Origin of the sequence: Desertivirga arenae (assembly GCF_017355785.1) — a bacterium.
Classification (GTDB): domain Bacteria; phylum Bacteroidota; class Bacteroidia; order Sphingobacteriales; family Sphingobacteriaceae; genus Desertivirga; species Desertivirga arenae.
Genome location: NZ_JAFEWE010000002.1, coordinates 236,020 through 261,284, shown reverse-complemented (window position 1 = coordinate 261,284; position 25,265 = coordinate 236,020). Strand labels below are relative to the sequence as shown.

General features: G+C 39.7%; 28 protein-coding genes. 11 read left to right on the top strand and 17 right to left on the bottom strand.

Annotation, left to right across the window (positions count from 1 at the left end; all coding sequences use genetic code 11):
- Positions 1-4: 4 nt before the first annotated feature.
- The 4 genes from J4N24_RS05085 to J4N24_RS05070 form a co-directional block, all read right to left on the bottom strand.
- Positions 5-877, bottom strand: a complete 873-nt coding sequence (locus tag J4N24_RS05085; RefSeq protein WP_207532576.1) for a cyanophycinase — start codon at positions 875-877, stop codon at positions 5-7.
- 97 nt (positions 878-974) lie between these two features.
- On the bottom strand, positions 975-1,505 hold the full coding sequence (locus J4N24_RS05080; protein WP_207532574.1) for a DUF1003 domain-containing protein: 531 nt from the start codon (positions 1,503-1,505) through the stop codon (positions 975-977).
- Positions 1,506-1,634: 129 nt separating this feature from the next.
- Positions 1,635-2,699 carry a 3-dehydroquinate synthase gene (aroB, locus tag J4N24_RS05075; protein WP_207532572.1) on the bottom strand — a complete coding sequence of 355 codons (1,065 nt, stop codon included), beginning with the start codon at positions 2,697-2,699 and terminating at the stop codon, positions 1,635-1,637.
- Position 2,700: 1 nt separating this feature from the next.
- A complete protein-coding gene (locus J4N24_RS05070; protein ID WP_207532570.1) occupies positions 2,701-2,907 on the bottom strand; it encodes an RNA-binding S4 domain-containing protein in 207 nt (68 codons plus the stop codon).
- A 125-nt stretch (positions 2,908-3,032) separates the two neighbouring features.
- On the opposite strand from J4N24_RS05070, the gene J4N24_RS05065 reads away from it, so the two are divergent.
- The gene (locus J4N24_RS05065) at positions 3,033-4,196 is read left to right on the top strand and encodes a proline dehydrogenase family protein (protein ID WP_242691518.1); all 1,164 of its coding nucleotides are present in this window, start codon (positions 3,033-3,035) and stop codon (positions 4,194-4,196) included.
- Positions 4,197-4,299: 103 nt separating this feature from the next.
- On the opposite strand, the gene J4N24_RS05060 is transcribed toward J4N24_RS05065, so the two are convergent.
- From J4N24_RS05060 to J4N24_RS05050, 3 genes are read right to left on the bottom strand one after another with little or no spacing between them, the layout of a single operon-like run.
- The gene (locus J4N24_RS05060; protein ID WP_207532569.1) at positions 4,300-4,605 is read right to left on the bottom strand and encodes a phosphoribosylpyrophosphate synthetase; all 306 of its coding nucleotides are present in this window, start codon (positions 4,603-4,605) and stop codon (positions 4,300-4,302) included.
- Positions 4,606-4,657: 52 nt separating this feature from the next.
- Complete coding sequence (locus J4N24_RS05055; RefSeq protein WP_207532567.1) at positions 4,658-5,290, bottom strand: HAD family hydrolase; 633 nt, start codon at positions 5,288-5,290, stop codon at positions 4,658-4,660.
- A 44-nt stretch (positions 5,291-5,334) separates the two neighbouring features.
- Positions 5,335-6,168 (bottom strand): phosphatase PAP2 family protein, encoded by an 834-nt coding sequence (locus J4N24_RS05050; RefSeq protein WP_207532566.1) that lies wholly within the window; start codon positions 6,166-6,168, stop codon positions 5,335-5,337.
- Between the two features lie 247 nt (positions 6,169-6,415).
- Here J4N24_RS05050 and J4N24_RS05045 point away from each other — a divergent pair, with 247 nt between their 5' ends.
- The gene (locus J4N24_RS05045) at positions 6,416-7,432 is read left to right on the top strand and encodes a GntR family transcriptional regulator (RefSeq protein ID WP_207532565.1); all 1,017 of its coding nucleotides are present in this window, start codon (positions 6,416-6,418) and stop codon (positions 7,430-7,432) included.
- Between the two features lie 210 nt (positions 7,433-7,642).
- Here the strand turns inward: J4N24_RS05045 and idi are convergent, their stop codons facing one another.
- The gene (gene idi / locus J4N24_RS05040; protein WP_207532564.1) at positions 7,643-8,161 is read right to left on the bottom strand and encodes an isopentenyl-diphosphate Delta-isomerase; all 519 of its coding nucleotides are present in this window, start codon (positions 8,159-8,161) and stop codon (positions 7,643-7,645) included.
- Positions 8,162-8,219: 58 nt separating this feature from the next.
- Entirely contained in the window at positions 8,220-9,074 is an 855-nt protein-coding gene (locus J4N24_RS05035) for a phytoene/squalene synthase family protein (RefSeq protein ID WP_369806196.1), read from the bottom strand.
- 104 nt (positions 9,075-9,178) lie between these two features.
- Here J4N24_RS05035 and J4N24_RS05030 point away from each other — a divergent pair, with 104 nt between their 5' ends.
- Complete coding sequence (locus tag J4N24_RS05030; RefSeq protein ID WP_207532562.1) at positions 9,179-9,808, top strand: MarR family winged helix-turn-helix transcriptional regulator; 630 nt, start codon at positions 9,179-9,181, stop codon at positions 9,806-9,808.
- A 25-nt stretch (positions 9,809-9,833) separates the two neighbouring features.
- On the opposite strand, the gene J4N24_RS05025 is transcribed toward J4N24_RS05030, so the two are convergent.
- The gene (locus J4N24_RS05025; RefSeq protein ID WP_207532561.1) at positions 9,834-10,952 is read right to left on the bottom strand and encodes a glycerate kinase family protein; all 1,119 of its coding nucleotides are present in this window, start codon (positions 10,950-10,952) and stop codon (positions 9,834-9,836) included.
- 160 nt (positions 10,953-11,112) lie between these two features.
- On the opposite strand from J4N24_RS05025, the gene cobA reads away from it, so the two are divergent.
- Both cobA and J4N24_RS05015 read left to right on the top strand, forming a co-directional pair.
- Positions 11,113-11,859 carry a uroporphyrinogen-III C-methyltransferase gene (cobA, locus tag J4N24_RS05020; RefSeq protein WP_207532560.1) on the top strand — a complete coding sequence of 249 codons (747 nt, stop codon included), beginning with the start codon at positions 11,113-11,115 and terminating at the stop codon, positions 11,857-11,859.
- A gap of 88 nt (positions 11,860-11,947) precedes the next feature.
- Positions 11,948-13,288: a PAS domain S-box protein gene (locus tag J4N24_RS05015; protein ID WP_207532559.1), complete on the top strand. Its 1,341-nt coding sequence runs from the start codon at positions 11,948-11,950 to the stop codon at positions 13,286-13,288.
- Here the strand turns inward: J4N24_RS05015 and J4N24_RS05010 are convergent.
- Entirely contained in the window at positions 13,280-14,314 is a 1,035-nt protein-coding gene (locus J4N24_RS05010) for a glycosyltransferase family 2 protein (RefSeq protein ID WP_207532558.1), read from the bottom strand. The two genes, J4N24_RS05015 and J4N24_RS05010, sit on opposite strands and share 9 nt — an antisense overlap.
- Positions 14,311-15,189 carry a lysophospholipid acyltransferase family protein gene (locus tag J4N24_RS05005; protein WP_207532557.1) on the bottom strand — a complete coding sequence of 293 codons (879 nt, stop codon included), beginning with the start codon at positions 15,187-15,189 and terminating at the stop codon, positions 14,311-14,313. Before J4N24_RS05005 ends, J4N24_RS05010 begins: the two co-directional genes overlap by 4 nt.
- A 54-nt stretch (positions 15,190-15,243) precedes the next feature.
- Between J4N24_RS05005 and J4N24_RS05000 the strand changes: the two genes are divergently transcribed.
- The 5 genes from J4N24_RS05000 (at position 15,244) to J4N24_RS04980 (ending at position 20,597) form a co-directional block, all read left to right on the top strand.
- Positions 15,244-15,852, top strand: a complete 609-nt coding sequence (locus J4N24_RS05000; RefSeq protein ID WP_207532555.1) for a WbqC family protein — start codon at positions 15,244-15,246, stop codon at positions 15,850-15,852.
- 5 nt (positions 15,853-15,857) lie between these two features.
- On the top strand, positions 15,858-16,979 hold the full coding sequence (gene corA / locus J4N24_RS04995; RefSeq protein ID WP_207532554.1) for a magnesium/cobalt transporter CorA: 1,122 nt from the start codon (positions 15,858-15,860) through the stop codon (positions 16,977-16,979).
- Between the two features lie 80 nt (positions 16,980-17,059).
- Positions 17,060-18,409, top strand: coding sequence for a magnesium transporter (mgtE, locus tag J4N24_RS04990; protein WP_207532553.1), 1,350 nt, complete (start codon positions 17,060-17,062; stop codon positions 18,407-18,409).
- Between the two features lie 200 nt (positions 18,410-18,609).
- Positions 18,610-19,614, top strand: coding sequence for a biotin synthase BioB (bioB, locus tag J4N24_RS04985; protein ID WP_207532552.1), 1,005 nt, complete (start codon positions 18,610-18,612; stop codon positions 19,612-19,614).
- Between the two features lie 65 nt (positions 19,615-19,679).
- Positions 19,680-20,597, top strand: coding sequence for a hypothetical protein (locus tag J4N24_RS04980; RefSeq protein WP_207532550.1), 918 nt, complete (start codon positions 19,680-19,682; stop codon positions 20,595-20,597).
- Positions 20,598-20,643: 46 nt separating this feature from the next.
- Here J4N24_RS04980 and J4N24_RS04975 read toward each other — a convergent pair whose 3' ends face one another.
- Positions 20,644-21,165, bottom strand: coding sequence for a DUF4251 domain-containing protein (locus tag J4N24_RS04975; protein WP_207532549.1), 522 nt, complete (start codon positions 21,163-21,165; stop codon positions 20,644-20,646).
- 450 nt (positions 21,166-21,615) lie between these two features.
- Here J4N24_RS04975 and J4N24_RS04970 point away from each other — a divergent pair, with 450 nt between their 5' ends.
- Complete coding sequence (locus J4N24_RS04970) at positions 21,616-21,879, top strand: hypothetical protein (RefSeq protein ID WP_207532548.1); 264 nt, start codon at positions 21,616-21,618, stop codon at positions 21,877-21,879.
- Here J4N24_RS04970 and nhaA read toward each other — a convergent pair.
- From nhaA to J4N24_RS04950, 4 genes are all read right to left on the bottom strand, one after another.
- Complete coding sequence (nhaA, locus tag J4N24_RS04965; RefSeq protein ID WP_207532547.1) at positions 21,867-23,051, bottom strand: Na+/H+ antiporter NhaA; 1,185 nt, start codon at positions 23,049-23,051, stop codon at positions 21,867-21,869. The genes J4N24_RS04970 and nhaA overlap by 13 nt on opposite strands.
- Positions 23,052-23,107: 56 nt before the next feature.
- Complete coding sequence (locus J4N24_RS04960) at positions 23,108-23,728, bottom strand: L-threonylcarbamoyladenylate synthase (RefSeq protein ID WP_207532546.1); 621 nt, start codon at positions 23,726-23,728, stop codon at positions 23,108-23,110.
- Positions 23,729-23,822: 94 nt separating this feature from the next.
- On the bottom strand, positions 23,823-24,869 hold the full coding sequence (locus tag J4N24_RS25780) for an iron-sulfur cluster-binding domain-containing protein (RefSeq protein WP_207532545.1): 1,047 nt from the start codon (positions 24,867-24,869) through the stop codon (positions 23,823-23,825).
- Positions 24,870-24,908: 39 nt separating this feature from the next.
- Positions 24,909-25,175 (bottom strand): KTSC domain-containing protein, encoded by a 267-nt coding sequence (locus J4N24_RS04950; RefSeq protein ID WP_207532544.1) that lies wholly within the window; start codon positions 25,173-25,175, stop codon positions 24,909-24,911.
- Positions 25,176-25,265: the final 90 nt, after the last annotated feature.

The following is a 25,265-nucleotide window of genomic DNA, read 5'->3' as shown; positions in this document are numbered from 1 at the left end:
AAAATTAAATGTGAGGAGGATTTGTTTGAGGAATGACATATTTGTCACCGCGCGAAAGTAAATCCACTTGAAGACCTTTAATAGAAACAGAGGCATATTCCCCGTGGTTAAGGATATTAGAACTCTTTATTTGCTGCCCGTCAATTACAACCACAACTCCGCTTCCGATTACTTCCGCTTCCAAGCCATTTCTTACTATCAATGCCGTATCTTCTTCAATCCCCAGACCTACACAGGCGGGGTTAGTAGCTATAACCTGGGCCATTCTGACAAAGCGACCACGGTCTACGAAATGAGTGTCAATACAAACATCTTTCAGGAACTCCAGGCCTGTAGTTATTTTAATTTCCCCGCTTATTTGCTGTACATCTTCGTTTCCCGCGTAGATCATAGGAGTGGAAAGGGCCATTGCGCCAGCACTCGTTCCTGCAATAAGTGCTCCATCTCGTATGTAGCGGATCTTAAGCTCAAAGAGGAGAGGGGTGCCGCCATAGATTGTGGTAAGCTTTAGCTGGTCGCCTCCAGTGAAAAAAATGCCATCTGCTTTTTTAATTCGTTCAATACAGCTTTCCGACTCTTTTAAAGCATTATCCCTGTTTTCGTGATGTATCTGATTAACTTCTTTGGCACCAAGTTCTGTGAATGCTTTGTTATACTCCTTAAATAGCTCATCAGGCAGGCTGCTTGCCGTACTGATCACTTCAATAACGGGAGCATTTTTGCCTGTCAGCTTGATAAAGGTTTTTAAAATCTCTAGTCTTTCCGGGTTGTCTTTTTGTACTTCTTTTTCCGGCTCTTCTCCGCGATTCTCCTTTCCCCCTATTACTAATAATAAGCCCTTCGGCACCGGGCATTCATTTATCGGCTTGATCTTCATATTGTCCTCCATCAGAAGAACGGGTCCGGGATTTTATTTGTTTGTTAGTGTAGGGAATACACGTAAATGTACGGGAGGCGAAAGAAATACGTATAGACTATTTTTCCTGGTTTTTTTTAGACCCTTCTATAAAATCCAGTACCTTCTCCGGATGTACGTCCTTCGCCAGGTCTTCTATCTCTTTTTGGTCAAAGTCCTGAATGTCTAATTTCCGGGCTATCGTAGAAACCATTGCAATTAGTTTTGTAATTTCATGTTCAGCAAGAAGATTCACCTGCAATTCAAGTTCAGCTCTTTTGTCTGCAAGGCGGGCTGCCCTGTTCTGAGATATAAGAACAAAGGTTGAAAGGAAGATTGCTTCTACCGAAGCCGCCATCGCTAGAATTACGAACGATGGATCAAATGGCTTCAGCCCAAGTAGATTTACGTTCCAAAGTATCCAAAGCCCAATCAGAAGAAAGTGAATGTACACAAAAAGCATGCTCCCTGTAAATTTGGTGATCTTATCCGCGATCTTATCCTGGTAACTTTCTTTTGCTTCCTCATTTTTTTCCCTTTCTAGTAAAGCTTTTATATTTCGCTCTACCACACTTGCCATAGGGGGAAGTTTCTGATTATCATTCTCCATAAGTAAGAGACAAGTAGCAAAATTTTAAGTTTGGAACTATACCACAATAATAACTGGGGACGCTTGAATAAGGCTGAGGAAGGTAGAAAAAAGAAACCCTGTAAGAAGAAATCCACAGGGTTTTAATACTTAAGCAATAAGCTCATTATAAAAATCGAGGCTTTCGATGATCTTATCTTCAGTCAGGTAATTATTATAGTCACAATTACCAAGCTCTTTAAGTAGTGCAAAACCAATGTTTCCTGAGGTATTCTTTTTATCGTTCTTCATAAACTCAAGGATCTCCGGATAGGTGTCCTTGCTGAAAGAATAGTCAGGGAAGATAGGCCTGATAATGGTGATCAACTCATTCAGGCCATTTTCACTTAAAGTGTTGTATTTGTGTGATAAAAAGGCTTCGCAGATCATACCAGCGGCAATTGCCTCGCCGTGAAGCAATGAGTTTTTGTCGTGCTGTAAGGAATAGCTTTCTATGGCATGACCAATGGTGTGTCCGAAGTTTAAAGTTTTGCGCAGGCCTTTTTCAAAGGGATCAGTGGTTACAACATGGTTCTTAATCTCAATGGAATGATAAACTAACTCTGGAGTAATACTTTCAGGGCTAATTTCCTTTAATTGGGCCAGGTAATCTTTATCTGCAATAAAACCATGTTTAACCACTTCAGCAAAGCCTGAGACAAGTTGACGTTTGTCAAGGGTCTTAAGGAATTCTGCAGAAATAAAAACAGCCTTGGGCTGGGCAAATGTACCTACAATATTTTTAACACTTCCCAGATCTATTCCCGTCTTTCCTCCTACAGAGGCATCAACCTGCGAAAGTAAGGTAGTCGGAATTTGAATGAAATCTATACCCCGTTTAAACGTAGATGCCGCGAAACCTCCCATATCGGTGATAACACCTCCTCCTAGATTGATCATTAGACTATTCCTGTCTGCTCCAAAATCAAGAAGGTTCTGCCATACACCGATACAATAGTCAATATTCTTATTTTCCTCTCCAGGATCTACCTCAATAATATCGTAAGTATCCAACTCAGGAATATATTTTTGAATCACCGGAAGGCAGTGTTCGGATGTATTAGTATCAGTAAGAAAAAATATCTTAGTATAATTGGAACTCTGAAGCAGGTTTTTAAGCTCTTTAAGGTCAGTGTCGAAGAAAACGGAATAACCGTTACTTGGTATTGGAAGCATATTATTTTACAATGATTTTATTGTTTTCAAACTCAACCACATCTCCGCGTTTAACTTTCAGACGTTTTCTTGTATCAACTTCGCCGTTATATTTCACCAGCCCTTCGCTCACTACAATCTGCGCTTCACCCCCGGTTTGTACTAAATTGGTTGCTTTTAGCATTTGAATTAAAGGGATAAATTCGCCTTCAAGTTTAAACTCTATCATAGTGCAAACTTAAGAAGAATTTAGCAGTTTGATGTTTTATTTACGATCCCCTTACACGATAGATCGCTTCGGGATTATTTGAATGCAATGTTAATTTTTACATTTGATTTCTCAATTAATAGGCTTTGTTAAATTTTGAAAATACTGAAATTGCTTTCAGGCAAAAGGGTGATGGTGAACTGAAGCAGGCTTACCGCTTGTTCAAGTTGATGAACAATGGAATCCTGGCAAACTTAGCTCCCCGTCTGATCGAGCCGGCTTTAAGGCTGGGTCTACCCATTACCTCATTGGTGAAAAAAACACTTTATAAGCAGTTCTGTGGTGGCGAAACTATAGAGGAGTGTGAGGAGAGCATTAGGCAATTGGATAAAGGCTATGTAGGAGCTATCCTTGATTATTCTGTAGAGGGTGCCATTGGCGAAAACAGCTATAGCTTTACTGCTGATGAGATCATTAAAACTATTCGTCACGCTAAAAATGACCGTCGCATTCCTTTTGCAGTTTTTAAGCCTAGTGGGGTTGTTCGTTTTAAACTTCTGGAAAAAGTAAGTTCCGGAAAACCTCTTTCTAATGCTGAGCAGGTAGAATATTTCAAGGCTAAAGGCCGCATAAACAATATCTGCAAAACAGCTTATGATTTAGAAGTACCTGTAATGTTTGATGCAGAAGAGTCATGGATTCAGAAAGGCGCGGATGCAATAGCTTTAGATATGATGCGATTGTACAACCGCGACCAGGCAATTGTTTACAATACGTATCAGTTATACCGGAACAACAAGTTGGCCAGTTTGCAGTCTGACCTATTCCTTGCCGAGCGTGAAGGATTTATTTTGGGGGCAAAATTGGTTCGTGGAGCCTATTTGGAAAAAGAGCGCGCCCGGGCTGAAAGGGAAAAACTTCCTTCTCCAATTTATAATACTAAAGAGGATACTGATAAAGCATTTAATGAAGCACTGGTTTTCTGTGTAGAAAATTTGAAAGACCTTGCCTTTATTGCCGGAACCCATAATGAGGCTAGCTGCATGATCCTTACTGAGCTAATGAAAAAGCATAACTTACCTGAAGACCATCCCAATATCTATTTTGCGCAATTGCTTGGAATGAGTGATAACCTAAGTTTTAATTTAGCCTTTCATGGATATAATGTAGTAAAGTATGTTCCTTACGGCCCGGTGAAATCAGTTCTTCCTTATTTATTCAGAAGGGCAGAGGAAAACAAAGCAATAACAGGCCAGATGGGAAGGGAGCTTACCCTGCTCTCAAAAGAGAAAAAACGTAGAGGGATTTAATACAAGCGATGTTTTCTTTAACTGAAATAAAATTGATCTTCATAAAGCAGTTGGAAGGTTATCTCTTAGAATAGAAAATCATAACCCTCCAACTACAATCTTACTAGCCAGGAGTATTCAATTTTTTAAGTAATTCCTCGGATATGTCATCAGAATAAACACCGTATCCGTTTACAAATACTCCTTTAACATGATATTTTTCTGATTCAATACCGTAAACAACGGAATTATCCCCAGGATCTGACATTCCTTCGAACCTATACAGTTCTGTGATGGTGAAATCTTCGGGTTGCAAGTTTATATTTTCAGAACTGCTATGCAGCACTCCGTTAGCCAGGTTAAAATCCAAATTGAAGCCGCGGGTTTTTAGTCCAGCCAGTGCTTCGCTTACTGTTTGATAATTCTCCATACCTGATTAACAACCACTTTTTAGCTTTTGTTTAACTGTCGCATTCAGAGTTTTATAAAAGTCCTTCACGGTACATATATTTCTCCAAGGTATCCTCCTTAGTCATCAGATACGTTTTAAACCCCATTTCGCTTGCGGTTTTCAAGTGTTGGGGACTATCATCAATATATAGTGTTTCTTCTGGAAGAATATCACTGTCACGCGTCACAAGTTCAAAGATCTCACGGTCTGGTTTTCTCAGGCGTACAAGATAGGAATAGTAAACCTTTTCGAAAAAGACGTCATTCGTATCTATATGGTATTCCATCTTCAGATACTTGTTAATATAATCTAAATGGATCTCATTAATATTGCTTAATAAAAACGTACGGTACTTGTCTTTGGCTTTAAGCAGGATTTCATGATTAACAGGAGGGATGCCAATCAGCAGAGAGTTCCATGCACTGTCAATCTGAAGATCTGTCAAATCAGGTTTGCCAGTAATCCTTCTTATTCCGTCTCTGAACTCAGCTGATGAGATATTGCCTTTTTCAAACTCATTGAAGATCGGGTCATGCCCGGTATGAGCGAAAAATAGCTCAACATTCCTTATTCCAATTTCTGTAAACGAGTGTTGTGTCCTTTCGAAATCAATGTCAAATATAACATTCCCATAGTCGAAGATGATATTCCTGATCTTTTGCATGCAGCAAAAGTACTAGCTCAGGCAGAAACCAAAGCATTTTGTTGCTATTTTGGGTTGTAGACTATTGCCAAACCAGCTGTGCCTGACTGATAAGTCGGACTAATGTGAAGGTTCTTCGGTTTAAAACCTATGCTACTGCTTACAAACTTTTTAACCTTCGGGTAAACAAAATAGGTGAGATCTGTAGAAAGAATTCCAATTCCAGCACCCGCAACAACATCACTAAACCAGTGTACATTGTGGTAAAGACGCAGTGCTCCGGTAGTTGCAGCAATTGTATAAGCGGCAATACCGTAAATAGGCGAAGCATCCTTATATTCCAGCCTCATGAACTCGGCTGTCGAAAAAGCAGTTGCTGTATGTCCACTAGGAAAAGAGCGATTATTTGATCCATCAGGGCGTAGTCTGCCACTTGCTGTCTTTAACTTGTGAACAGTTTTACTCATAATGGTATTTGAAATTGCATATAAAGCAAGCCGGTCAATGAATTTATTTTCGCTTTTCAGGCCAAGTGCATTTAATGCAAACACTGAATATGCCGGAACGTATTGAAGCTTATCTTCAAGCTTGCGACTAATTGGGCGGTTTTCTTCTGCCAATACCTCGCTCCTGATCTTTAGATCGAATGACTGTAGAGCAGGACTGCTCTTTGCAACCATTCCAAATCCAAACATTGCTGCGGGTACAAGATATTGAGCAGAGCGGCTAATAAAACCAGGTTTTTTTGATAATGGGGAAAAAGGGGTGTTATTACTATTTGCAGGCAGAAGATCTAAAGTTTCTTCAAGTGCAACCGAGTCTGCCATTTCGTAAGACATCTGGGCGTTCGATAATAGAGGGGCAATAAATAACATCGCCATGCAAATAAACTGTTTCATCACGGGTTGAAATGATCTTATCAAAAAGAAAAGCTTCTTGTTAAGAGGTAATTTTTAATTTTCTAAACTCTGAATTTCAATTAGTTGAAATTTAATGGCTTATACTGTAAATTGTCTGGCGAGGTTATAAAAAAAGAAATTATTTTTGCAGACGCAAAATAATAGAGGAACTGAGATAGAGGTTCAATCAAATTGAGTGTGTTATAGTATTATTTAAGGAAATTAAGCTTTAAAGTATTTCGTCCAGATGAGCCTTGTTACAATTGAAATAGATCCGAATAGTAAAGTATCAAAAGTAGAGCAGGTTGCTCAGGCAATTGTTCATAATATTGAAAAAGGAGCTTTGACAAAAGGAGAGAGGCTTCCTTCTATCTCTGAGTTTAGCAAGCAATATAAAATTTCCCGGGATACCGTGGAGAAAGCTTACAAGTTATTAAAGGACGAAGCTTTTATAGAAACTGTTCCTGGACGGGGTAACTATATTGCAGATAAAAAGGATAACAAACTTAAGGTACTATTACTATTTAATAAACTCAGCTCTTACAAAAAGAACGTTTATTATTCCCTGGTGGAAGCTTTAGGGAAGAAAGCAAAAGTAGATCTTCAGATCTATCATTATGATACTGATCTTTTTCGTGAGATTATTGAGGCAAGTCTGGGTAAGTATCACTATTACGTAGTCATGCCCTACTTCCTTAAAAAAGGTAAAGAGGTAGATGGCCTTGATCTTGTTCGCATGATTCCAGAGGATGAGCTCATCCTCCTGGATAAGAACATTCCAGAGTTAGGAGACGCACATAGTGTAATTTTTCAGGACTTTAAAAGGGATATTTATGAAGCATTGGAAAGCGACCTTGAAAGCTTGCAGAAGTACGACGATATCATCGTGATCTTTCCTCCTGACAAGAACTATCAAAAAGACATTAGTCTGGGCATAAAAGAGTTTTGTAAAGATCACGATAAAGGCTTTCTCGAGGTGGAGAACCTTTCAAAGGTAAACCCGGGCCGGAACGAATTATATATAACGCTGGCTGAGTCTGATCTTGCAGATCTGATCAATAAAGTCAAGCAAACCTCTATGGTAATTGGAGAGGATGTGGGTATTATTTCCTTTAATGATACGATATTAAAAGGACTGCTAAATATCTCTGTAGTAACAACTGATTTTGAAAAAATGGGAGGTGCCGCTGCAAATCTTATCCTTAAGAAGCAAAAGCAGCAAATCCGGAACCCTTTCCACCTAATAAAAAGAGGTTCTTTATAAGACCATAAGAAATTGGACCTACGGGTGTTGAAGAATCATAAGAAGAATTAAAAAAGGGGAAGATTTCACCTCCCCTTTACCCCACCATAAAATAAACACTATTTATGGTTCCTTAATCTCTAAAAAATCAAAAACTATCCTATGTTTTCAGGATCTTTTTCAAAGTTCGTTGATCAAGATGAAGGCAAAATGAAGATTTGAATTTTTTTGTTATTGATACAGGTAAGACTTAACGATGGGGAAGGCAATTTTAAACCAAACTGTATAATCATCAGGAGAAGCTTTTAATAGCTTGTCAATTTCTTCAATACTTAACCATTTATAACTGTCTACCTCCTCCGGATTTGTTTCAAAGGAGCTATTAAATTCACCAGTAAACAAATGATCAAACTCATATTCCTGCAAGCCATTATCAAAAGTTGTTCTGTAGGTGAATGCTCCTATTTCTTTTAGTTCACAGGTGAACCCCATTTCTTCCTTTAGTCTGCGGGTAGCGGCAGCAAGGTTGCTTTCACCGGGAGCAGGATGGCTGCAGCAGGTATTTGTCCAAAGACCGGGAGAATGATATTTCTCCAAAGCCCTTCTCTGTAACAGCATTCTGCCTTGATTGTCGAAAACAAAGACGGAGAACGCTCTGTGAAGTAAACCTTTTAGATGAGCCTCCATTTTCTCCATCTGCCCAATTTCATTGTCGTGCTCATCCACTAATATAACGTCACTTATGTTCATGCCAGCTTAAAATAGAACTCCAAAAGTATAAAATATAGACAAGGTTCGCCCCACTCTCTTAAATCCAGTTTAACTGATTTCTTACACCCGCTTTGAACACGATAACCAGTTTCATGTGGTTTGGTATACGTATTCTCTCTTCCATGATTTTATTTGCATTTGCTTTCTTCACCTTTTTAAACAACGCCAGGTAGTATCTGTAAGCTACGTACACCCCGAAGCGTGCACTGATCGGCAGTCCTTTTATTCCTTTATAAGCCATTTCGAAATCAGAAGCAATTTCTTCTTCAATCGCTTGTTTTTGTAGTTCATTAAATGATCCTTTCTGAAAGCCTGGAAAGTAGGCACGGTTAAGGTCTTCTACATCAGCCTGAAGATCTCTGAGGAAGTTTATTTTTTGAAAAGCTGCTCCTAAAGCCCGTGCATACTCCTTCAATTCCCCGAAAAGCTTCTTGTCTCCATCACAAAAAATGTAGAGGCACATTAATCCGACAACCTCCGCCGAACCATATATGTATTCCTCATATTCATCACGATTAAGGTAGTACTGTTTTTTTAAGTCAGTCTCCATACTCTTGAAAAATGCTTCCACCAGACTAAGATCTATGTTATAGCGATGCACCGTCTGCTGAAAACTTTGAAGAATGGGATTAAGACTTATCTTATTCGTAATGGCGAGGAAGGTGTCCTTCTTAAATTCAGCAAGGAGGTTCTCTTTGTCGAAATCATGAAAAGTATCAACAATTTCATCTGCGAGCCTCACCATTCCGTAAACTGCATAAATTGGCTTCCTTAAATCAACTCTTAATAATTTAATAGCTGAAAAAAAGGAAGTACTGTATTCTCCGGTTACAGCTTTGCTGCAGTTGTAAGAGACATGGTCATAGAGAGCGGCATTGTTCATCCTGATCATTTAAACTAAGTATAAAACCACGGTTAAGTATTATAGTTTTAAAATTAAACAAATTTAGTTTATTTTAGTTCTATATTTAGTTTATAAAAGTTTTATTTATTCTAATGACTTACCAGCTCCTAAAAGATATAATTAATTACGTCGAAACCTTTGATCAGGATTTCAAAGGAGAAAAGAATGTAAATAACTTTTCTCATTGGTTGCACAAGAAGCTACCTGGGAGGCTTCAGGATAAGGACCTTGAAATAAACTGGGAAGGGAAGTCGGAGGGGAGAAGCGCAGAGAGTGTTATTAATACGTCTCTGGTTCATCTGTTTCGATATGCAAAAGTGTATAGCAAACTTGCTATCGCTGATTCTCCTTTCGCGAGTATAGACGAAGTGGTTTTTCTGTTGAATCTGCTCCATAAAGGAAGTATGAGTAAGCAACAGCTCATCGATTTGAATATCCATGAAAAGTCGACCGGTATTCAAATAATAAACCGACTAATATCAAGGGGATTTGTGAGGGAAGATGTCTCGGAAACTGATAAAAGAAGTAGATCTCTGACTATTACTGATATGGGTAAAGACTCCCTCGATTCTAACATGGAAAAAATTCGCAGGGCTAGTAAGATAGTCGCCGGCAATTTAAATAGTAATGAGAAATTGCAACTAGTTTACTTGCTGCAGAAGCTCGAAAACTTCCATGAGAACAAATTTAAAGAAGGGAGACCGGAAAGTTTTATACTATAGTGACCTTGGGCTCGTTTCTCGAATTTTATAGAAACTCTTTTATTGCTTTTTTAGTAGTAAATTCCAACCAGTAAAGGGAATTATCGAAAGCAGAAAGGGCATCAGTTGCATGTTCCATTATCGAGTTTACCTGTGTAATTCCTGCTGCTTTATATTCTTCCTCAAGAAGTTCATTTTCTCCGCAAAGTACAATTAATGGTTTGTTATGGCGCTTACTAAGTGAAGAGATACCGGAGATCACTTTGCCATTTAAACTTTGATGATCCAATTTTCCTTCTCCTGTAATAACCAGGTCTGAATCGATAATAAGTTCTTCCGCTTGGGTATACTCCAGAATTAATTCAATTCCTGACAATAATTTGGCTCCAAGAAATGCAATCGCTCCACCCCCTAGTCCGCCCGCTGCTCCGGCCCCTGGAATACTTTGGACGTCAACCCCTAAGTCTTTTCTTAGTAGAGATGCAAGATGGTCCAGGCCTTCATCTAATATCCTCACACTATTTTCATCTGCGCCCTTTTGTGGCCCGAATACCCATGCTGCTCCATCTTTTCCATGAAAAACATTGGTAACATCACAAGCTACCTTGATGTTAATCGTGCTTAAATTGATCGCATTACAATGATCAATCTTTGTAATCCTGATAAGATTTTCACCAATTGGCACTATCTCTTTGCCCCATTGATCATAGAATCTGAAACCTAAAGCTGCAGCCATTCCTGTTCCAGCATCATTTGTTGCGCTTCCTCCAATACCCAGAGTAATATCAACTGCACCTTTTTGTATAGCATCTTCGATAAGTTGACCGGTACCATAAGAGCTTGTGACCAGGGGATTTCGCTCTTCAGTCTTCAGAAGTAAAAGGCCAGAGGCTTTCGCCATCTCTATAATGGCAGCATTATTTTTAGTGATAAGATAACTTGCCTCAATAGGTCTGAAGAGTGGGTCGCAAACAGTAAGGTCTCTCCTGATATAAGAACCAGTCGCTTGTAAGACCTCTAACAATCCGTCGCCGCCGTCCGCCATAGGTATTTGTCTAAGTTCTGCGGCCGGTATGGTCGAGGCTAATGCCGATTTAATTGCTTTACCGGCTTCATAAGAGCTCAAGGAGCCTTTAAACTTGTCAGGGGCAATTAATATTTTCATGTAATTTCGTGAGTTGGCGATAAATCTCGACTAAATTCAAGTTTTAAGTTTAGTTTAAACCCTATTTTTTTGAGTTTTTATAATTTTCTAAATTTTTATTCCAAGACTTTAAATAAAATTTAAAATGATCGTATTTTAACTGCGATTTAAGAAAGTATTGATGCCGGAGAAAGCAGTTAAGCCAGAATTGTATGTAATTGGCGCCGGGCCAGGTGACCCTGAGCTGATTACAATAAAAGCGTATAAAGTTTTACAGAGAACAAAGGTCATTCTGTATGATAACCTTGCAAATAAAGAATTGTTAGATCTGGCTCCGGCCGATTGTGAATTGCTTTATGTTGGAAAACATCCTTATGGTGAGTATACACCTCAGGAGAGAATTCATGAGTTGATCAAGGAAAAAGCTTTAGAGAAAGGCTTGGTGGTTAGATTGAAAGGCGGCGACCCATTTATTTTTGGAAGAGGCTTTGAAGAAATGCAGTATGCGCGGGAACATGGGATTGAAGCCTTTTTTATCCCGGGTATTACAAGTATGCAGGCTTCAGGTTTCGAAGATATTCCGCTTACTCACCGCACAGCCAGTGAGGGCATCTGGGTGGTGACAGGTACTAAAAAAGATGGATCTTTGTCTAATGACCTCCGACTTGCAATGCAAAGTAATTCAACGGTTGTCATTTATATGGGGATGAAAAAGATCGCGGAGATTGCTGCTACCTATGTTAGCGAAGGAATGGGAGAAACTCCTGCTGCAATTATTCAACATGCTACGTTAAGTAAACAGAAATCCTGCAGAGGGAAGGTAAAGGATCTGGAGAAAATGGCTGAGGAGAACAGTCTAACACATCCGGCTATAATAATAATCGGTGAGGTAGCTGGCTTGCCAAAAGTTCCTTTGCGATCACATTAGATTTTTCAAACGGATTTTTAGAAGTAATATTTTAAATTGTTCGATAAAAAAAATATCTTGTGCTTTCTTGTAAGGCTCTCAAACTACCTTGGGGAAACTAACCACTGGTGATTTAGTACAGGCATATCTATTAACATTGCCTCCAATAAAGAACGATAAGATGAGCATGGATTACAAGTCCTTAAAAATTGTTGTAATATACCTGGTGTCGGCAGTTGCATGGATAGTCCTTTCGGATCTGCTCTTGAAATATTTTGCTTCCGGTATGCCGGCTGCAGATCTGTCGTTTTGGCAAAGCGTGAAAGGTGTAGGATTTGTACTGTTTACTGCCATCCTTCTTTACTCTATTATCAGAAAAAATCATAATGATCTGACTAGTTCGGAAAGGCAATACCGGGAGCTCTTCACTGGCAATCCTAGTCCCATGTGGATCTATAACTTGAGTAACTACCGTTTTGTGGAGGTAAATCAGGCAGCGATTGAGAAGTACGGTTATAGCCGGGAGGAGTTTCTAAGGATGACAGTTTTAGATATTCGTCCTGAAGCTGATAGGGTTGCAGTAATTGAATTTATTGAAAAAATTAAAAAACGTCAGGATAATTCAGGACACTGGACCCACCGGAAAAAGTCAGGAGAAGAACTTTCTGCCTCTATCAAGTCATTTCCGGTAACATTCAATGGGCAGGATTGTGCTATGGTTCTAGCAATAGATATTACCGAGAGGATCAGTCAGCAAAGGCAATTGGAGGAATCATATCGTAAAGAAATAGAACTTAACGAAGCTCTCGCCACTCATATCGATTTGATCAGGCAATCTAACGAAGAGAAACGCAGGATGGGAGAGGTCCTTGAAAAGATCAATAACTTTGTACTCATTATTGAATCTGATGGATCTATGCGCTGGGCAAATAAAGCATTTCTCCAGTTTTCGGGCTATTCAATGTTGGAGATACCAGGTATGTTAGCTGTTAATGTTCTCCTAAATCCTGATGTTCAGAATGAAGCCTTATCTAATATTTCAGCAGCGTTAAATAACCAGCATTTTTTCTCTGGCGAAATTAGCAGTAGAACCAAAAAAGGTGAAGAATACTGGGTTCATACGGATATTTCACCTATTTATGATGAAGAAGGAAGGCTCGACTGTTTCATTGCAGTGCAAACTTTAATTACTGAACGCAAGCTGCGTGAAGAAAAGATCCACCAGCAGAATAAAGCTTTGAGGCAATTAGCCTGGGTAAGTTCGCATGAGCTCAGAAAGCCAATATCCTCAATTCTCAGTCTGATTAATATTTTGAAAGACACAGAGGATGGTCCTGAAAAATTGGAGTGCATGCATCTATTGGAAGAATGCTCGTTGGAGTTGGACAATTTGGTGAAAGATATTGCTAAAAAGGTAAATGTGGCAGAAGACGAGCAACCTTTAGTTTAGCTTGTTAATATCCAGATTATCAAATTTCGTTCGCTTTCCGGCAAAGTAGTTCCATACAATACTCCCTTTATACAATCCAGATGCGTTAAATTTCTGGTAGTCTGTCCCCTTTGATTTACGGAGGTTCTTTTTCAGATTAGAGAAGAAAGCCAAATGTGCTTTATTGATCGCCCTTGCCTGCTTAAACTTACCCTCCGCCAGAAATTTGAGTAAGGTTACGAAGTCTAGCCAGAAGCGAATAAACAGGGTGAAGAACCGTTTCCCGGGTGGAAGGTTCTTTATCAACATAAAAAGGTTGTTCCGGAAATTCAGATACGTTTTGTATGGATTTTCAGCCTGCAAAGTTCCTCCACCTACATGGTATACAATCGATTGAGGACAGTAGAGAATTTTATAACCTTTAATCTTTAATCGCCAGCAAAGATCAATCTCTTCCATATGCGCAAAGAAGTCCTCATCCAACCCATTAACCTCCCTCCATGCCGATGCACGAATAAAAAACGCTGCTCCACTTGCCCAGAAAATTTCCGTCGACTTTTCGTACTGCCCTGTGTCGTATTCTAAAGTGTCAAAAATACGTCCTCGGCAGAAAGGATAACCATATTTATCAAGGAACCCACCTGCAGCTCCCGCATATTCAAATTCATCTTTATTTTTAAAACCTCGTATTTTTGGTTGTGCAGCTACTGCTGTTTTGTCGGCTTCAAGCAGCGCTATAACCGGGTCAATCCAGTTGGGTTCTACTTCAACATCTGAATTTAGCAGAACAAAATAGTCCGCTTCCACCAATTTTAAGGCTTCATTATATCCGCCTGCGAAACCATAATTCTCCTGGTTTTGTACCACCTTTACAGAAGGGAAGTTGGATTGAAGAAATGTTATGGAATCGTCAGAGGAAGCATTATCTGCTACAATGATCTCCGAGTTGGCATAGCTCGTTTTTAAAACGGAGGGCAGGAACTGCTCCAAATATCTTCGGCCGTTCCAATTAAGGATAACGACGGCAACTCTGGGTAATAGACTCATCTTACATCTTCGGGCTTAAATTTCCAACGCTTGTGCGACCATAACCATAGCTCTGGCTTCGCTTTGATATAGCTTTCCAGCTTTTGTGTATGAGTGATCGTTATTTCGTGATCTGAAGTTGCTTTAGGATCTTCAAAAAGAGTGGTGAAAGTAGCTTCATAATACCCTCTTTTAACACGGTCGATCTGACAGAAAATAACTGGGTTGCCTGTGGCCCTCGCTATCTTTTCTACTCCAAGAAAAACGGCTGTATCCTGGTTAAGGAATTTGGTGAAGAACTGGGATTCATCCCTTGTAGGTGTTTGGTCACTGACAAAAATAGCCAGGAAAATTTTGTTCTTATGTTCAATAATGCGTCGTAGTGTTAATTTCATGGGAACCATGATGGTTCCGAAACGACTACGCATATAATTCATAAACTCACCAAACCTTAGATCAGCAAGAGGTTTATAAATTACCAGGACTTCTTTTGAAAAACATACTCGGACGGAGAGGTTACCCCATTCCCAATTCCCGTAGTGTCCACCCGTCAATAAAACGGATTTTCCCTGATTCAGAAACTGGTTCACTACTTCCGGGTTAACGAATTTAAACCTTTTGGAAATTCCCTCTCTGCTAATTGTCAGCATCTTAAATGATTCGAGGATATTGTCACACAGGAATTTAAAATACTTTTTTTCAATAACTCTAAGTTCTTCCTCTGATTTTTCAGGGAAGGAGTTGCGCAGATTTGGCATCACAACATGCCGGCGATACTTTATGACGTAGTAGAGTACGTAATAGCAAAAGTCTGAAAGCAGATAAAGGACTGGGAAGGGGAGCAGAGCGAGCAGGTACAAAGAAAATTTAGTAAGACCCCAAAGAACCTTCTTCATCTGTAAGTTTTATGATTAATTTCGGCGAATCGGACTACAAACATAGTACATAGAATGAATAAAGGCGCAATCTTTCCATTATTTTACTTACCGCCAGTCGAATTTTTCGCGAAGCTCAAGTCGCAGGAAGGTCTCCTTCTTATGGAGAAAGAGGAGCATTTTCCGAAGCAGACCTATAGGAACAGAGCTTCGATCTATTCTGCTAATGGTAAATTGGATCTGGTTGTACCCGTTATAAAAGGTTCAAAAAATCAGACAAAAGCTAAAGACGTAAGAATTAGCTATGATTTCAATTGGCAGAGACTTCACTGGTTGAGTATTCAGGCGTCATACCGCAATTCGGCCTTTTTTGAATTTTATGAAGATGATTTTGCCCCCTTTTACCATCAAAGAACAGAGTTTTTGTTCGACTATAATGAAAGTTTGTTGAAGGTGATTTTGAAGGCCTTGAAGCTGAACGTAGTCTTTGATTACACTAAAGATTACCAAAGTACTTATCCTGAATTTATAGATTATCGCTATTCCATTCATCCAAAGCTGAGTTCCGATTACGAAAGTAATGCTTATTATCAGGTATTTGAGGATAAGAACGGCTTTATTCCCAACCTAAGTATTCTTGATCTGTTATGTAGCAAAGGCCCTCAAAGTTTACAGTTTTTATAATAAGGATGTCTGGCAAATTCAGAAGAATAATAGGAAGAAAGAAAAAGGTTCTGCCACCACCTGGAGCTAGTCCAGGCATTTTTCATGTTACGGAAGATGCATTAAAGCCCCGTATTACTGTCTATTCATTTTCACAGACCACTTATGGCGAAACCTCTGTAGCTGCTTTCGATGAGCTGAAAGAGTTTCTACACGATCATTCAAAAGAGACACACTGGATTGACATTCAGGGATTGGGAGATAATAATTTACTTACTTCCCTTAAAAATCATTTTTCTATCAGTGCCCTTGTGATGGAAGATATCGTTCATACCCGTCAGCGTCCGAAGTTGGAGGAGTATGAGGATTATGTGTTTGCCATTAGCAGAATGATTTGCCTTGCAAAGGAAGGCGGGATAGAAAATGAACAGGTTTCCTTTATCCTGACGAAAAATATTCTGCTCACCTTTCAGGAAAATTACGAAGATTGCCTCGATCCCGTTAGGAAGAGACTAAGGGAAGGCAAGGGTAATAGCAGGGCAGCTGGAGCTTCATACCTGATGTATGCACTAATGGATCTTATCATTGACAATTATTTTTACATTCTCAACAAGATGGGGGATGAGCTGGATAATCTGGAGGACCGTCTTTATGCAAAGCAGGATAAGTCTATCACTGTAGAGGCCCAGCAAATTAAACGGGCCCTTATTACTATAAGAAGAGCGGCATGGCCGGAAAGAGACAAGGTGAACGATATGATCCGGAGCCAGTCGCCTTTAATCACAAAGAATACCCGGTTTTTTCTGAAGGATCTGTATGACCATTCTATCCAGGTAATAGATCTGGTGGAAAGTTATAAGGAGTTAAGTACCAGTTTGATCGATATGTACCTTTCGTTCGTTAGTAACCGTACAAACGAGGTAATGAGATTATTAACAGTAATTTCTTCCGTTTTTATTCCTTTAACTTTTATTGCCGGTGTTTACGGTATGAATTTTGCCCGGGAGAACCCTGAAACTGGGAAAGTGCTTGAACAAAATATGCCAGAGCTGTACTCAGAACACGGTTATCTTTACACTATCCTTGTAATGGTGGTTATTGCGTTGCTCCAGCTTTTTTACTTCTGGCGTAAAGGGTGGTTGAAATAGACCGTTAAACTAATGTGAAATTATTGTTTTCTTGGGGCAGGAGGCCTGTTAAAGGCTTCATTTTATTATTTTAGCAGGCGATGCAGTCTTTCGAACTTGATAAATCAGATATTCTTAAAATAAAACAGGCGCTGGAGGGTGATGAAGAAACCCTTAAGAGCTTGTTGACGGAATATCATGCTTCGGAAATTGCTATTCTTTTCGAAAGCCTCAGCCAGGAAGAAAGAGAGCATATCATCAATGTGCTGCCTTCTGAAATTGCTTCCGAAGTAATATCCGAGATGGATTATGAGAGCCACCCGGAAAAGATCCTGGAGAACCTTGCCCCAGAGAAGCGTTCAGAGATCATGGAAGAGCTGGATTATGATGATGCTACCGATATCATCAGTCAGCTTCCTCAAGAACAGCAGGATAAGATTCTTGACGGTCTTGATGCAGAAGACGCTTCTCATATCCGTACACTACTAAATTATCCAGAAGACTCGGCCGGTGGTTTGATGAACACCGAGGTACTTAAGGTAAACAGCAGTCTTACTAAAAAGGAAGCCCTTGATGAGATTATTCGCTTATCCGAGGAGATGGAGGAATTCTATACCATTAACGTGGTTGACAATAGCAATAAACTTGTTGGTATAGTTTCTCTTAAAGATATCATTAAGTCACGTTATACGGTTCATATCAGGGAATTGGTGAATGACGACTTTGTCTTTGTGAGAGCAGACACAGACCAGGAAGAAGTAGCGAAGCTTCTTTCCCAATACAATCTTACGAGTATTCCCGTTGTAGACGATGAAATGCATCTCTTGGGAAGAATTACTTTCGATGATGTTATTGATGTACTGCAGGAAGAAAATACCGAGGACATTCTGAAAATTTCCGGGGTATCTGAAGATGAAGAACTGAGTGGTAATTGGAAGGAAGCTGTAAAAAGCCGTTTACCCTGGTTAGTATTAAATCTAGGAACTGCCTTTCTTGCCTCCTCGGTTATCCGGCATTTTGAACCAACCATCTCTAAGATAGTTATCCTGTCTGGCTACATGACAATGATCGCAGGTATGGGAGGAAATGCTGCTACTCAAGCTCTGGCGGTTACCGTCAGACGTATTTCATTGAATGACCTTACAGATAAACAAGCCTACCAAACAGTTATAAAGGAATTAACGGTAGGATTTATAAATGGAGCTGTAAATGGCTTTATTGTATTCATGTTCGCTTTAATTTATGATGCAAAGCCTATGCTGGGCTTAGTGATCTTTCTTGCAATGACCGGAAATTTGGTTATCGCAGGAATAACAGGAGCCTCCATTCCCCTGTTGTTAAAACGAGTGGGAATTGATCCTGCAATCGCCTCGTCAATTATCATCACAACATTTACAGACGTATTTGGCTTCCTGCTCCTGCTTGGCCTGGCAAGTAAACTTTTGCTCTGAAGGCTGGCAAGTCTTTTTCAGCTTTGAGCAATGCCTTTCTGCTTTCCCTTTTCTGCCCCAACGCTTTCCCTACAACCTTTAGGCTTTCGCCTCTAACCCAGCAACCATTCGCCTTTTACCTTCGGCCTTTAACCTTTTACCACCAACCTTTCCGGCTTTCACCTTTTCTACTAACTTTGCAACTTTACAATTCAAATGTTATGACTGAAATCAGGCACGATTGGACTAAGGAGGAGATATCAGAAATTTACCATAGCCCTTTATTAGATTTAATATTCCAAGCAGCAACAGTTCACCGAGAGAATAAAGATTATTCCGAGGTTCAGATCAGTAGCCTTTTGTCTATAAAAACTGGCGGATGTTCTGAAGATTGTGCTTATTGTCCTCAGGCGGCACGTTATCAAACAGACGTTAACGTACATGCCTTGATGTCTTTGCCTCAAGTAACAGATGCTGCCAGGAGAGCGAAAGAAGGAGGTGCGTCTCGACTATGTATGGGAGCAGCATGGAGAGAAGTGCGCGACAACCGGGATTTTGATAAAGTTATTGAAATGGTACAGGCTGTAAATGCCATGGACATGGAAGTGTGCTGTACATTAGGAATGCTTAGCGAGTCACAGGCTCAACGTCTTGCTGATGCAGGGTTATATGCCTACAATCACAACCTTGATACTTCAGAAGAAGATTATAAGCGTATCATTACTACCCGTACGTATGATGACCGTCTAAAAACTATTGAAAATGCACGTAAGGCAAAGCTTACGGTTTGCAGTGGGGGGATCATCGGTTTGGGTGAGACCGTTGAGGACAGGGTATCAATGTTGAAGACCCTTGCAAATATGCCTAAACATCCTGAATCTGTGCCTATCAACGCATTAGTGCCAGTAAAAGGGACACCTCTGGAGAACCAGCCCTTAGTTCCTATCTGGGATATGGTAAGGATGATTGCAACTGCTCGTATCATTATGCCTAAGACTGTAGTGCGTTTGTCGGCTGGTCGTACACAAATGAGTTTGACCGACCAGGCATTATGCTTTATGGCGGGTGCAAATTCTATATTTGCAGGCGATAAGCTTTTAACCACTCCAAATCCCTCAGTGAACGAGGATATGCAAATGTTCGAAATACTGGGCCTGAAACCAAGAGAAGCATTCAAAAATGGACGGCCTCAGGTTGCTTCCCAGCAGGAAGAGATAACAGCTTAAGAAATTAATCATAATCAAAAGCGTCCAAACGGACGCTTTTTTAATTACTTATCAGCATCTGTAGATTGAATAACATATGGCTTTTAATGCTCCCGGTATTGTTACTGGTATTAGCATGCAACAATAACAAAAATGCAACTGAGGCTTCGGGACGCCCATCTTTTGAGAAAGTTATTGGTACTCGTTTTATTGAGATTAGAAGGCAGTTTGATAATGGTTATAGTTTTAATAGCTACGGCTTTCAGCAAGAACCTGAATGGGTGCTCGAATTCGTTTCTGAGGATTCTGTAAAGATCTACAGTCCCTTTGAAAAGAAGTTCTTACACTATCCTGTATTCTTTGATCACGACTCCATCTTCAATATCGCACGCGAATGGGTAAGATTAAAGCATGTAAGTAAGGATAGTTTGATCTTTCAACTACTGCAGGTTGAGCAGAAAGTGGTTAAAAAAGACCGCTCGAATGTATCAATGAAATTCTATTCAAAAGCCTACCTTGATAAAAAACATCTCGATGCTAAAGAACTTCAGAAGCCAAAATCGCGAGATACGGCTTATGTACTAGCGCTGGTAGAAAAGGCTAATATGTATGCCGATAAACCTGATAGTGTGTTAGCTGCCAGGGAGCCCGTAAAATTAATTAGTAAAAGTCCGGCTATTTCTATAAAGCAATCACATGGAGTAAGGGATATTATGGATCCAAGCAGGGCAGAGGAATATTTGAACCCGGAATACTCCATTTCCATTGATGGAGCATACAAAGATTTTACCCACAGTTTCACTGTAGTTGTAGATGAGAAGGGAAAAATGCATTTAGGTCGCTTCGCCGTATCAGAAGAATTTGTCGAATCCCGTACCCGGGTTCTCAAAGGAATTATTGATGTGTACCTTCATAAATACCTTACAATAATTCCCGGTAAAACATTAGGCATCCCTCATGCTAGCGAGATCAAGATCTATCTCAAAGGGAAAGGACGGAAGTAACAGGTCTTGCACTAACAGGAAAAACCTTGTCTGTCCTTTAATATTCTCACTTTAATGCCGCAATATACCCGTTAAAGCTGATGGGATCTCTATTGCTGTTAAGAACCTGTAAGGTTGCATATCCCTGTCCGGAGATTGATAAATAGAACCGCCTCACATTTGAATTCTGATCTTTTAGTTCAACAGTAATATTTTTTGATCCTTTCTTTCCCGCAGCTGCGGTATAGTTGAAGTTAGTACTGTTAAAGATTAAAGGAGATTCACTGGGATTCATTGGCGCCGTAAATGCTCTTCCAAAAAATGGAAGATAGCTTTGCAATGAATCTTTCTTGATCACTAATTCATAGTCAGAGGTAAGATTAATTGTCCCCCCTCTTAAAGGCTGAGCTGTTTGTGCCTTGAACGTAAAACGTTTCGAGTCTAAAAGCTTCTGGATTTCAGCAGCTTTTGTCTTTTCTTTAATCTCCTTCTTCGTTTGAGCTGAAGCCGTATTTATGGTAATTGCCAATAAAAATAACAGGTAAGCAAGGAAATATTTTTTAGTTCCCATAACAGTATTTTCTTTCATAACGGTCTTTTAATTCTTTTAGTTTAATGGATGTTTTTATTATTCATAAGTACCTTATTTTTTTCATTAGGACCTATCTTTATAAAATAATCTTCCTGATTTTAGCTTTTACCCTCCTTAACTTTTTCTTAATGGGTGAACAAGTCTCAATTTGACTACTCTATCGTACTTATAGTTTAATCGTCGATTTCGCAATATTATTTTAGTTTCATTGATGATTTGATAATAAAGAACAGTAGCTGTTGTTAAAAAAAAATTCCCCGCCTTAAGGGCGGGGATTATAGGTTTACAGCTGGACAGCTTAAGCTTGTGGTTAATATCTTACCCTTAAGATATGTAATAATAATTTGAAAATCAAAGCACTCCGTTTATATTTTTTTTAGATAAACAACAAGTTTAATTGCTCAGTCACTGGAACACCTTTTGCTATTTTTATTAATAAAGACTAACATGGACGACGAATTAGAATTCGAAGATAATAGTATACAGGAGGGCCCATTCCACATTGAAGTTGATCTGTACGAAACTGGAGATTATAGTAGACTCTTGGTGGTCCCCAGCAATGATAACTACGTGGTGGTACATAATGATGAACACCTATGTACACTGGCACACGTTTGCGAGGAACCTGACTGCTGGCAGCAGGAAGATGGCATGCTGGATGACGAAATGGTGGAGAAAATAGGTGAGGCCATCAAAAGCTACTCCGTATAATGGATTTCCTTTCTCGTCCTGTATAACATATTCAGGTATTGAAATCCCAGAAAACCTGCAAGTATAGAAGCGCAGAGAATAGCAAACTTTGCTTCTGTTTGCATTTTAGGCTCCTTAAAGGAAAGAAGAGCTATGAAAACAGACATTGTAAACCCAATGCCTCCAAGCAAAGAAACTCCAAAAATATGCTTCCAGGACAACCGGGCTGGGAGTTCACTTAGGCCCGACTTAACAGCAAGAAAAGAGAAGGTAGAGATGCCAAGAGATTTACCCAAAACAAGTCCCAGTATAATTCCTATTCCCAACGGCGATGTTAAGCCATTAAGCATACTTGATTCAAAACGGATACTTGTATTTGCCAGAGCGAAAAGGGGCATTATGAAGAAGTTAACTGGGTTTTGAAGTACATGCTCCAGCCTCTCCAGTGATGAAGTCTCTTTCACTGGGTTAGTTGGAATAGTAAAGGCCAATAATACCCCTGCAATAGTGGCGTGAATACCGCTACCATGAATAAAATACCATAGTAAAGCCCCGGGGATCAAATAGAAGACCAGGTTTTTTACCCCCAGTAAGTTTAATGCAAAAAGAAAGGTTATAATACCTCCTGCGTATAATAAGTAAGTTAAATTTACAGAAGCCGTATAAAACAAAGCGATAACGATAATAGCCCCAAGGTCATCCACAATAGCTAAAGCGGCAAGGAATACCTTTAAGGAAGTTGGGACTTTCTTCCCAAGCATAGATATAAGTGCAAGTGCAAAGGCTATATCTGTAGCCATTGGAATTCCCCAGCCCGCACCACTGGTATGACCCCTATTGATTGCAGAGAAAATAACTGCAGGCATGATCATTCCGCCCAAAGCAGCAAATATAGGGAGTGCAGCCTTTTTGAAACTTGATAATTCCCCTTCAAGGAGTTCTCTCTTGATCTCCAGCCCTACCAGTAGAAAGAATACCGACATCAGGGCATCGTTGATCCATGTTTCCAGAGAGAATTGAAGATGTAGCGACTTTATCCCAAACGAAAATTGAAGTAGGTGATGGAATTCCGGAGCAAAGACTGAATTTGCAATTATCAAAGATACGATCACTGATAGCAGGAGCAACAGCCCTCCTGTTTGTCCTGATCTGACAAATTCCCGGAATGCATTAATATTTATCAACCTGGCCATCCGGCTAAATTAAGCAAATCTGCTTTAGAAAGGCCTGGTTGATAACCCCATATTCACTAGGCATACTCTTCAAGTATCCCTTTTCCTTGTCTTAAAATTTCAAACTCCCCTGAGGTGCAGTTAACTACAGTAGAGGGGATGTTCCCACCGGGACCTCCATCAATAACAATATTCACCAGCTTTTCATACTTCTCGTGGATAAGCTCAGGGTCTGTCGAATATTCTATAATATCATCATCATCGTGAATGGAAGTTGATACAATAGGATTACCTAACTGCTTCACAATTTCTCTGGCAATTTCATTATCAGGTACCCTTATTCCCACAGTCTTCTTGTTTGAACTGAGAAGTTTAGGGACACTGGTAGTTGCTTCAAAAATGAATGTAAAGGGTCCAGGAAGCGCTTTTTTTAATAAACGGAAGGTAGAAGTATCTATTGGCTTCACATAGTCTGAGATGTGACTCAAATCGTAGCAGATGAAAGATAAATTTGCTTTCTCTGGCTTTAGTCCTCTTATCTGACATATTTTTTCTATTGCCTTCTGATTCGTTATATCACAACCTAAACCATAAACGGTATCGGTGGGGTAAATAATTAAACCTCCCTTTTTCAATACATCCACAATTTGCTGGATAGCTTTGGGACTAGGATTGCTTTCGTAAACTTTTAAGAGCATGGCTTTAGAAATTAACTTGTACAAGTATAGGCGAATTTAGTTCGCAACGATCACCGCTAATTATAAAAGAAAAGATTTAAAAAAGTTTAAATTATTAAGCATTAAAATCCAACACGCTGTCCTCTTCCGGAAAGCCGGTACAGGTTAGCACCCAATCTTGCTTCAAATCATTATCGGTCAATACTTCGTTAATGCTCATATAGATACTTCCAGATTTACATTTCGCTGCGCAAGAGCCACAAACTCCTCCCCTGCAGCTATAGGGCAAGTGAATCCCGGCTTTGATGGCAGCATCTAATATACTATTGCCTGGGGCAACTTTAATCACGGTAGAAGTCGAATCAAGGATAATCGTTACAGTCCGTTCAGAAAAGGTTTTAGAAGTTGCTGTTACCGGATTCATAATGGAAGGTATGTAACTCTCCTTTTTAATATGATCTTTTCTGAAACCCATCAGGCCGATAGTGAACAGAAGCATCCGCATATATGCAAAGGGACCGCATAGCAGGAAAACAGCATCTGTTCTATTATGGACGAGGGATTTTTGGATCAGGATCTCTGTGCTAATGTTACTTAATCTTCCCCTGTGTTCTAATTGTTCTTCTGGTTCTGAAAATTGTTTTATTAAATGCAGTTGATCAAAATTTTGTGCCAAAGTTTCGATCTCTCTTAGAAAAAGCGTTTCCTTCTCATTTCTGTTGCTGTATATCAAATGGATCCGGCTTTGCGGCTCATCTTCCAAAAGTTTTCGGATCTGTGGAAGGATAGGCACAATGCCACTTCCAGCAGCAAAACAAAAAATATCCCGGGGTTTACCCGATTGTGGTTCTACATAGAAGCGTCCAAAGGGGGGGAGAGAGTACACTAATTCACCAACCTTCCAGTTTTGTAAAATGAACCGGGAGATAGCTCCGTTTTCAACCTTTTTTACCGTTATTTTCAGTGGCTCAGTGGGTAAGCTGAGAATGGAGTAAGAACGCCGTATTTCGTGTTTCTCAGTTTCTATAAGGAAAGTAAGGAACTGACCGGGTTTGAAGCTTAATTGATCAGCATTCCTTAATTCCAGCTGGTAGGTTTTTGCCAGATGATTTTCTTCAATAACACCAACGATACAGAACTCCAAAAGCTTGCTCTTTTCCATTTCTAAAAGAACGGAAATTTTGGGACAAAGTTCATGACCTTAAACAATCCGGTCGAACTTATAAAAGGGTTTGATCCGGAAGTTTACAAATTGCCCCGAAGATTCCCCCGCTTCGACCGTGTTCTTATAATCTTGCCAGACTTTTCTTTTAACGTTAAAATAGTGATAGATTTTATCAGGACGGTAAGCTACTTCAAGGATCTCCTCCTTCACTGAATAATCCACATACAGGGTGGTTTGAGAAGCGGAAGTGATTATTTTCTGATCTGTATTTAATAGCCGTTCACCGGTCTCTGCTTTAGCCATGACCCCTGATCGCAGCAATCTTTGTTCCGTTTGCTACCCACATAAAAAAGAAAGCCCTTTCGGGCTTCTGTTTTTTTATTTAGATATATT

Bases quoted from the DNA above. Each gene is read 5' to 3' on its own strand.
- J4N24_RS05085 (WP_207532576.1), bottom strand. From the start codon at position 877: ATGAAGATCAAGCCGATAAATGAATGCCCGGTGCCGAAGGGCTTATTA.
- J4N24_RS05080 (WP_207532574.1), bottom strand. From the start codon at position 1,505: ATGGAGAATGATAATCAGAAACTTCCCCCTATGGCAAGTGTGGTAGAG.
- aroB (WP_207532572.1), bottom strand. From the start codon at position 2,699: ATGCTTCCAATACCAAGTAACGGTTATTCCGTTTTCTTCGACACTGAC.
- J4N24_RS05070 (WP_207532570.1), bottom strand. From the start codon at position 2,907: ATGATAGAGTTTAAACTTGAAGGCGAATTTATCCCTTTAATTCAAATG.
- J4N24_RS05060 (WP_207532569.1), bottom strand. From the start codon at position 4,605: ATGGAGAATTATCAAACAGTAAGCGAAGCACTGGCTGGACTAAAAACC.
- J4N24_RS05055 (WP_207532567.1), bottom strand. From the start codon at position 5,290: ATGCAAAAGATCAGGAATATCATCTTCGACTATGGGAATGTTATATTT.
- J4N24_RS05050 (WP_207532566.1), bottom strand. From the start codon at position 6,168: ATGAAACAGTTTATTTGCATGGCGATGTTATTTATTGCCCCTCTATTA.
- J4N24_RS05045 (WP_207532565.1), top strand. From the start codon at position 6,416: ATGAGCCTTGTTACAATTGAAATAGATCCGAATAGTAAAGTATCAAAA.
- idi (WP_207532564.1), bottom strand. From the start codon at position 8,161: ATGAACATAAGTGACGTTATATTAGTGGATGAGCACGACAATGAAATT.
- J4N24_RS05035 (WP_369806196.1), bottom strand. From the start codon at position 9,074: ATGATCAGGATGAACAATGCCGCTCTCTATGACCATGTCTCTTACAAC.
- J4N24_RS05030 (WP_207532562.1), top strand. From the start codon at position 9,179: ATGACTTACCAGCTCCTAAAAGATATAATTAATTACGTCGAAACCTTT.
- J4N24_RS05025 (WP_207532561.1), bottom strand. From the start codon at position 10,952: ATGAAAATATTAATTGCCCCTGACAAGTTTAAAGGCTCCTTGAGCTCT.
- cobA (WP_207532560.1), top strand. From the start codon at position 11,113: ATGCCGGAGAAAGCAGTTAAGCCAGAATTGTATGTAATTGGCGCCGGG.
- J4N24_RS05010 (WP_207532558.1), bottom strand. From the start codon at position 14,314: ATGAGTCTATTACCCAGAGTTGCCGTCGTTATCCTTAATTGGAACGGC.
- J4N24_RS05005 (WP_207532557.1), bottom strand. From the start codon at position 15,189: ATGAAGAAGGTTCTTTGGGGTCTTACTAAATTTTCTTTGTACCTGCTC.
- J4N24_RS05000 (WP_207532555.1), top strand. From the start codon at position 15,244: ATGAATAAAGGCGCAATCTTTCCATTATTTTACTTACCGCCAGTCGAA.
- corA (WP_207532554.1), top strand. From the start codon at position 15,858: ATGTCTGGCAAATTCAGAAGAATAATAGGAAGAAAGAAAAAGGTTCTG.
- mgtE (WP_207532553.1), top strand. From the start codon at position 17,060: ATGCAGTCTTTCGAACTTGATAAATCAGATATTCTTAAAATAAAACAG.
- bioB (WP_207532552.1), top strand. From the start codon at position 18,610: ATGACTGAAATCAGGCACGATTGGACTAAGGAGGAGATATCAGAAATT.
- J4N24_RS04975 (WP_207532549.1), bottom strand. From the start codon at position 21,165: ATGAAAGAAAATACTGTTATGGGAACTAAAAAATATTTCCTTGCTTAC.
- J4N24_RS04970 (WP_207532548.1), top strand. From the start codon at position 21,616: ATGGACGACGAATTAGAATTCGAAGATAATAGTATACAGGAGGGCCCA.
- nhaA (WP_207532547.1), bottom strand. From the start codon at position 23,051: ATGGCCAGGTTGATAAATATTAATGCATTCCGGGAATTTGTCAGATCA.
- J4N24_RS04960 (WP_207532546.1), bottom strand. From the start codon at position 23,728: ATGCTCTTAAAAGTTTACGAAAGCAATCCTAGTCCCAAAGCTATCCAG.
- J4N24_RS25780 (WP_207532545.1), bottom strand. From the start codon at position 24,869: ATGGAAAAGAGCAAGCTTTTGGAGTTCTGTATCGTTGGTGTTATTGAA.
- J4N24_RS04950 (WP_207532544.1), bottom strand. From the start codon at position 25,175: ATGGCTAAAGCAGAGACCGGTGAACGGCTATTAAATACAGATCAGAAA.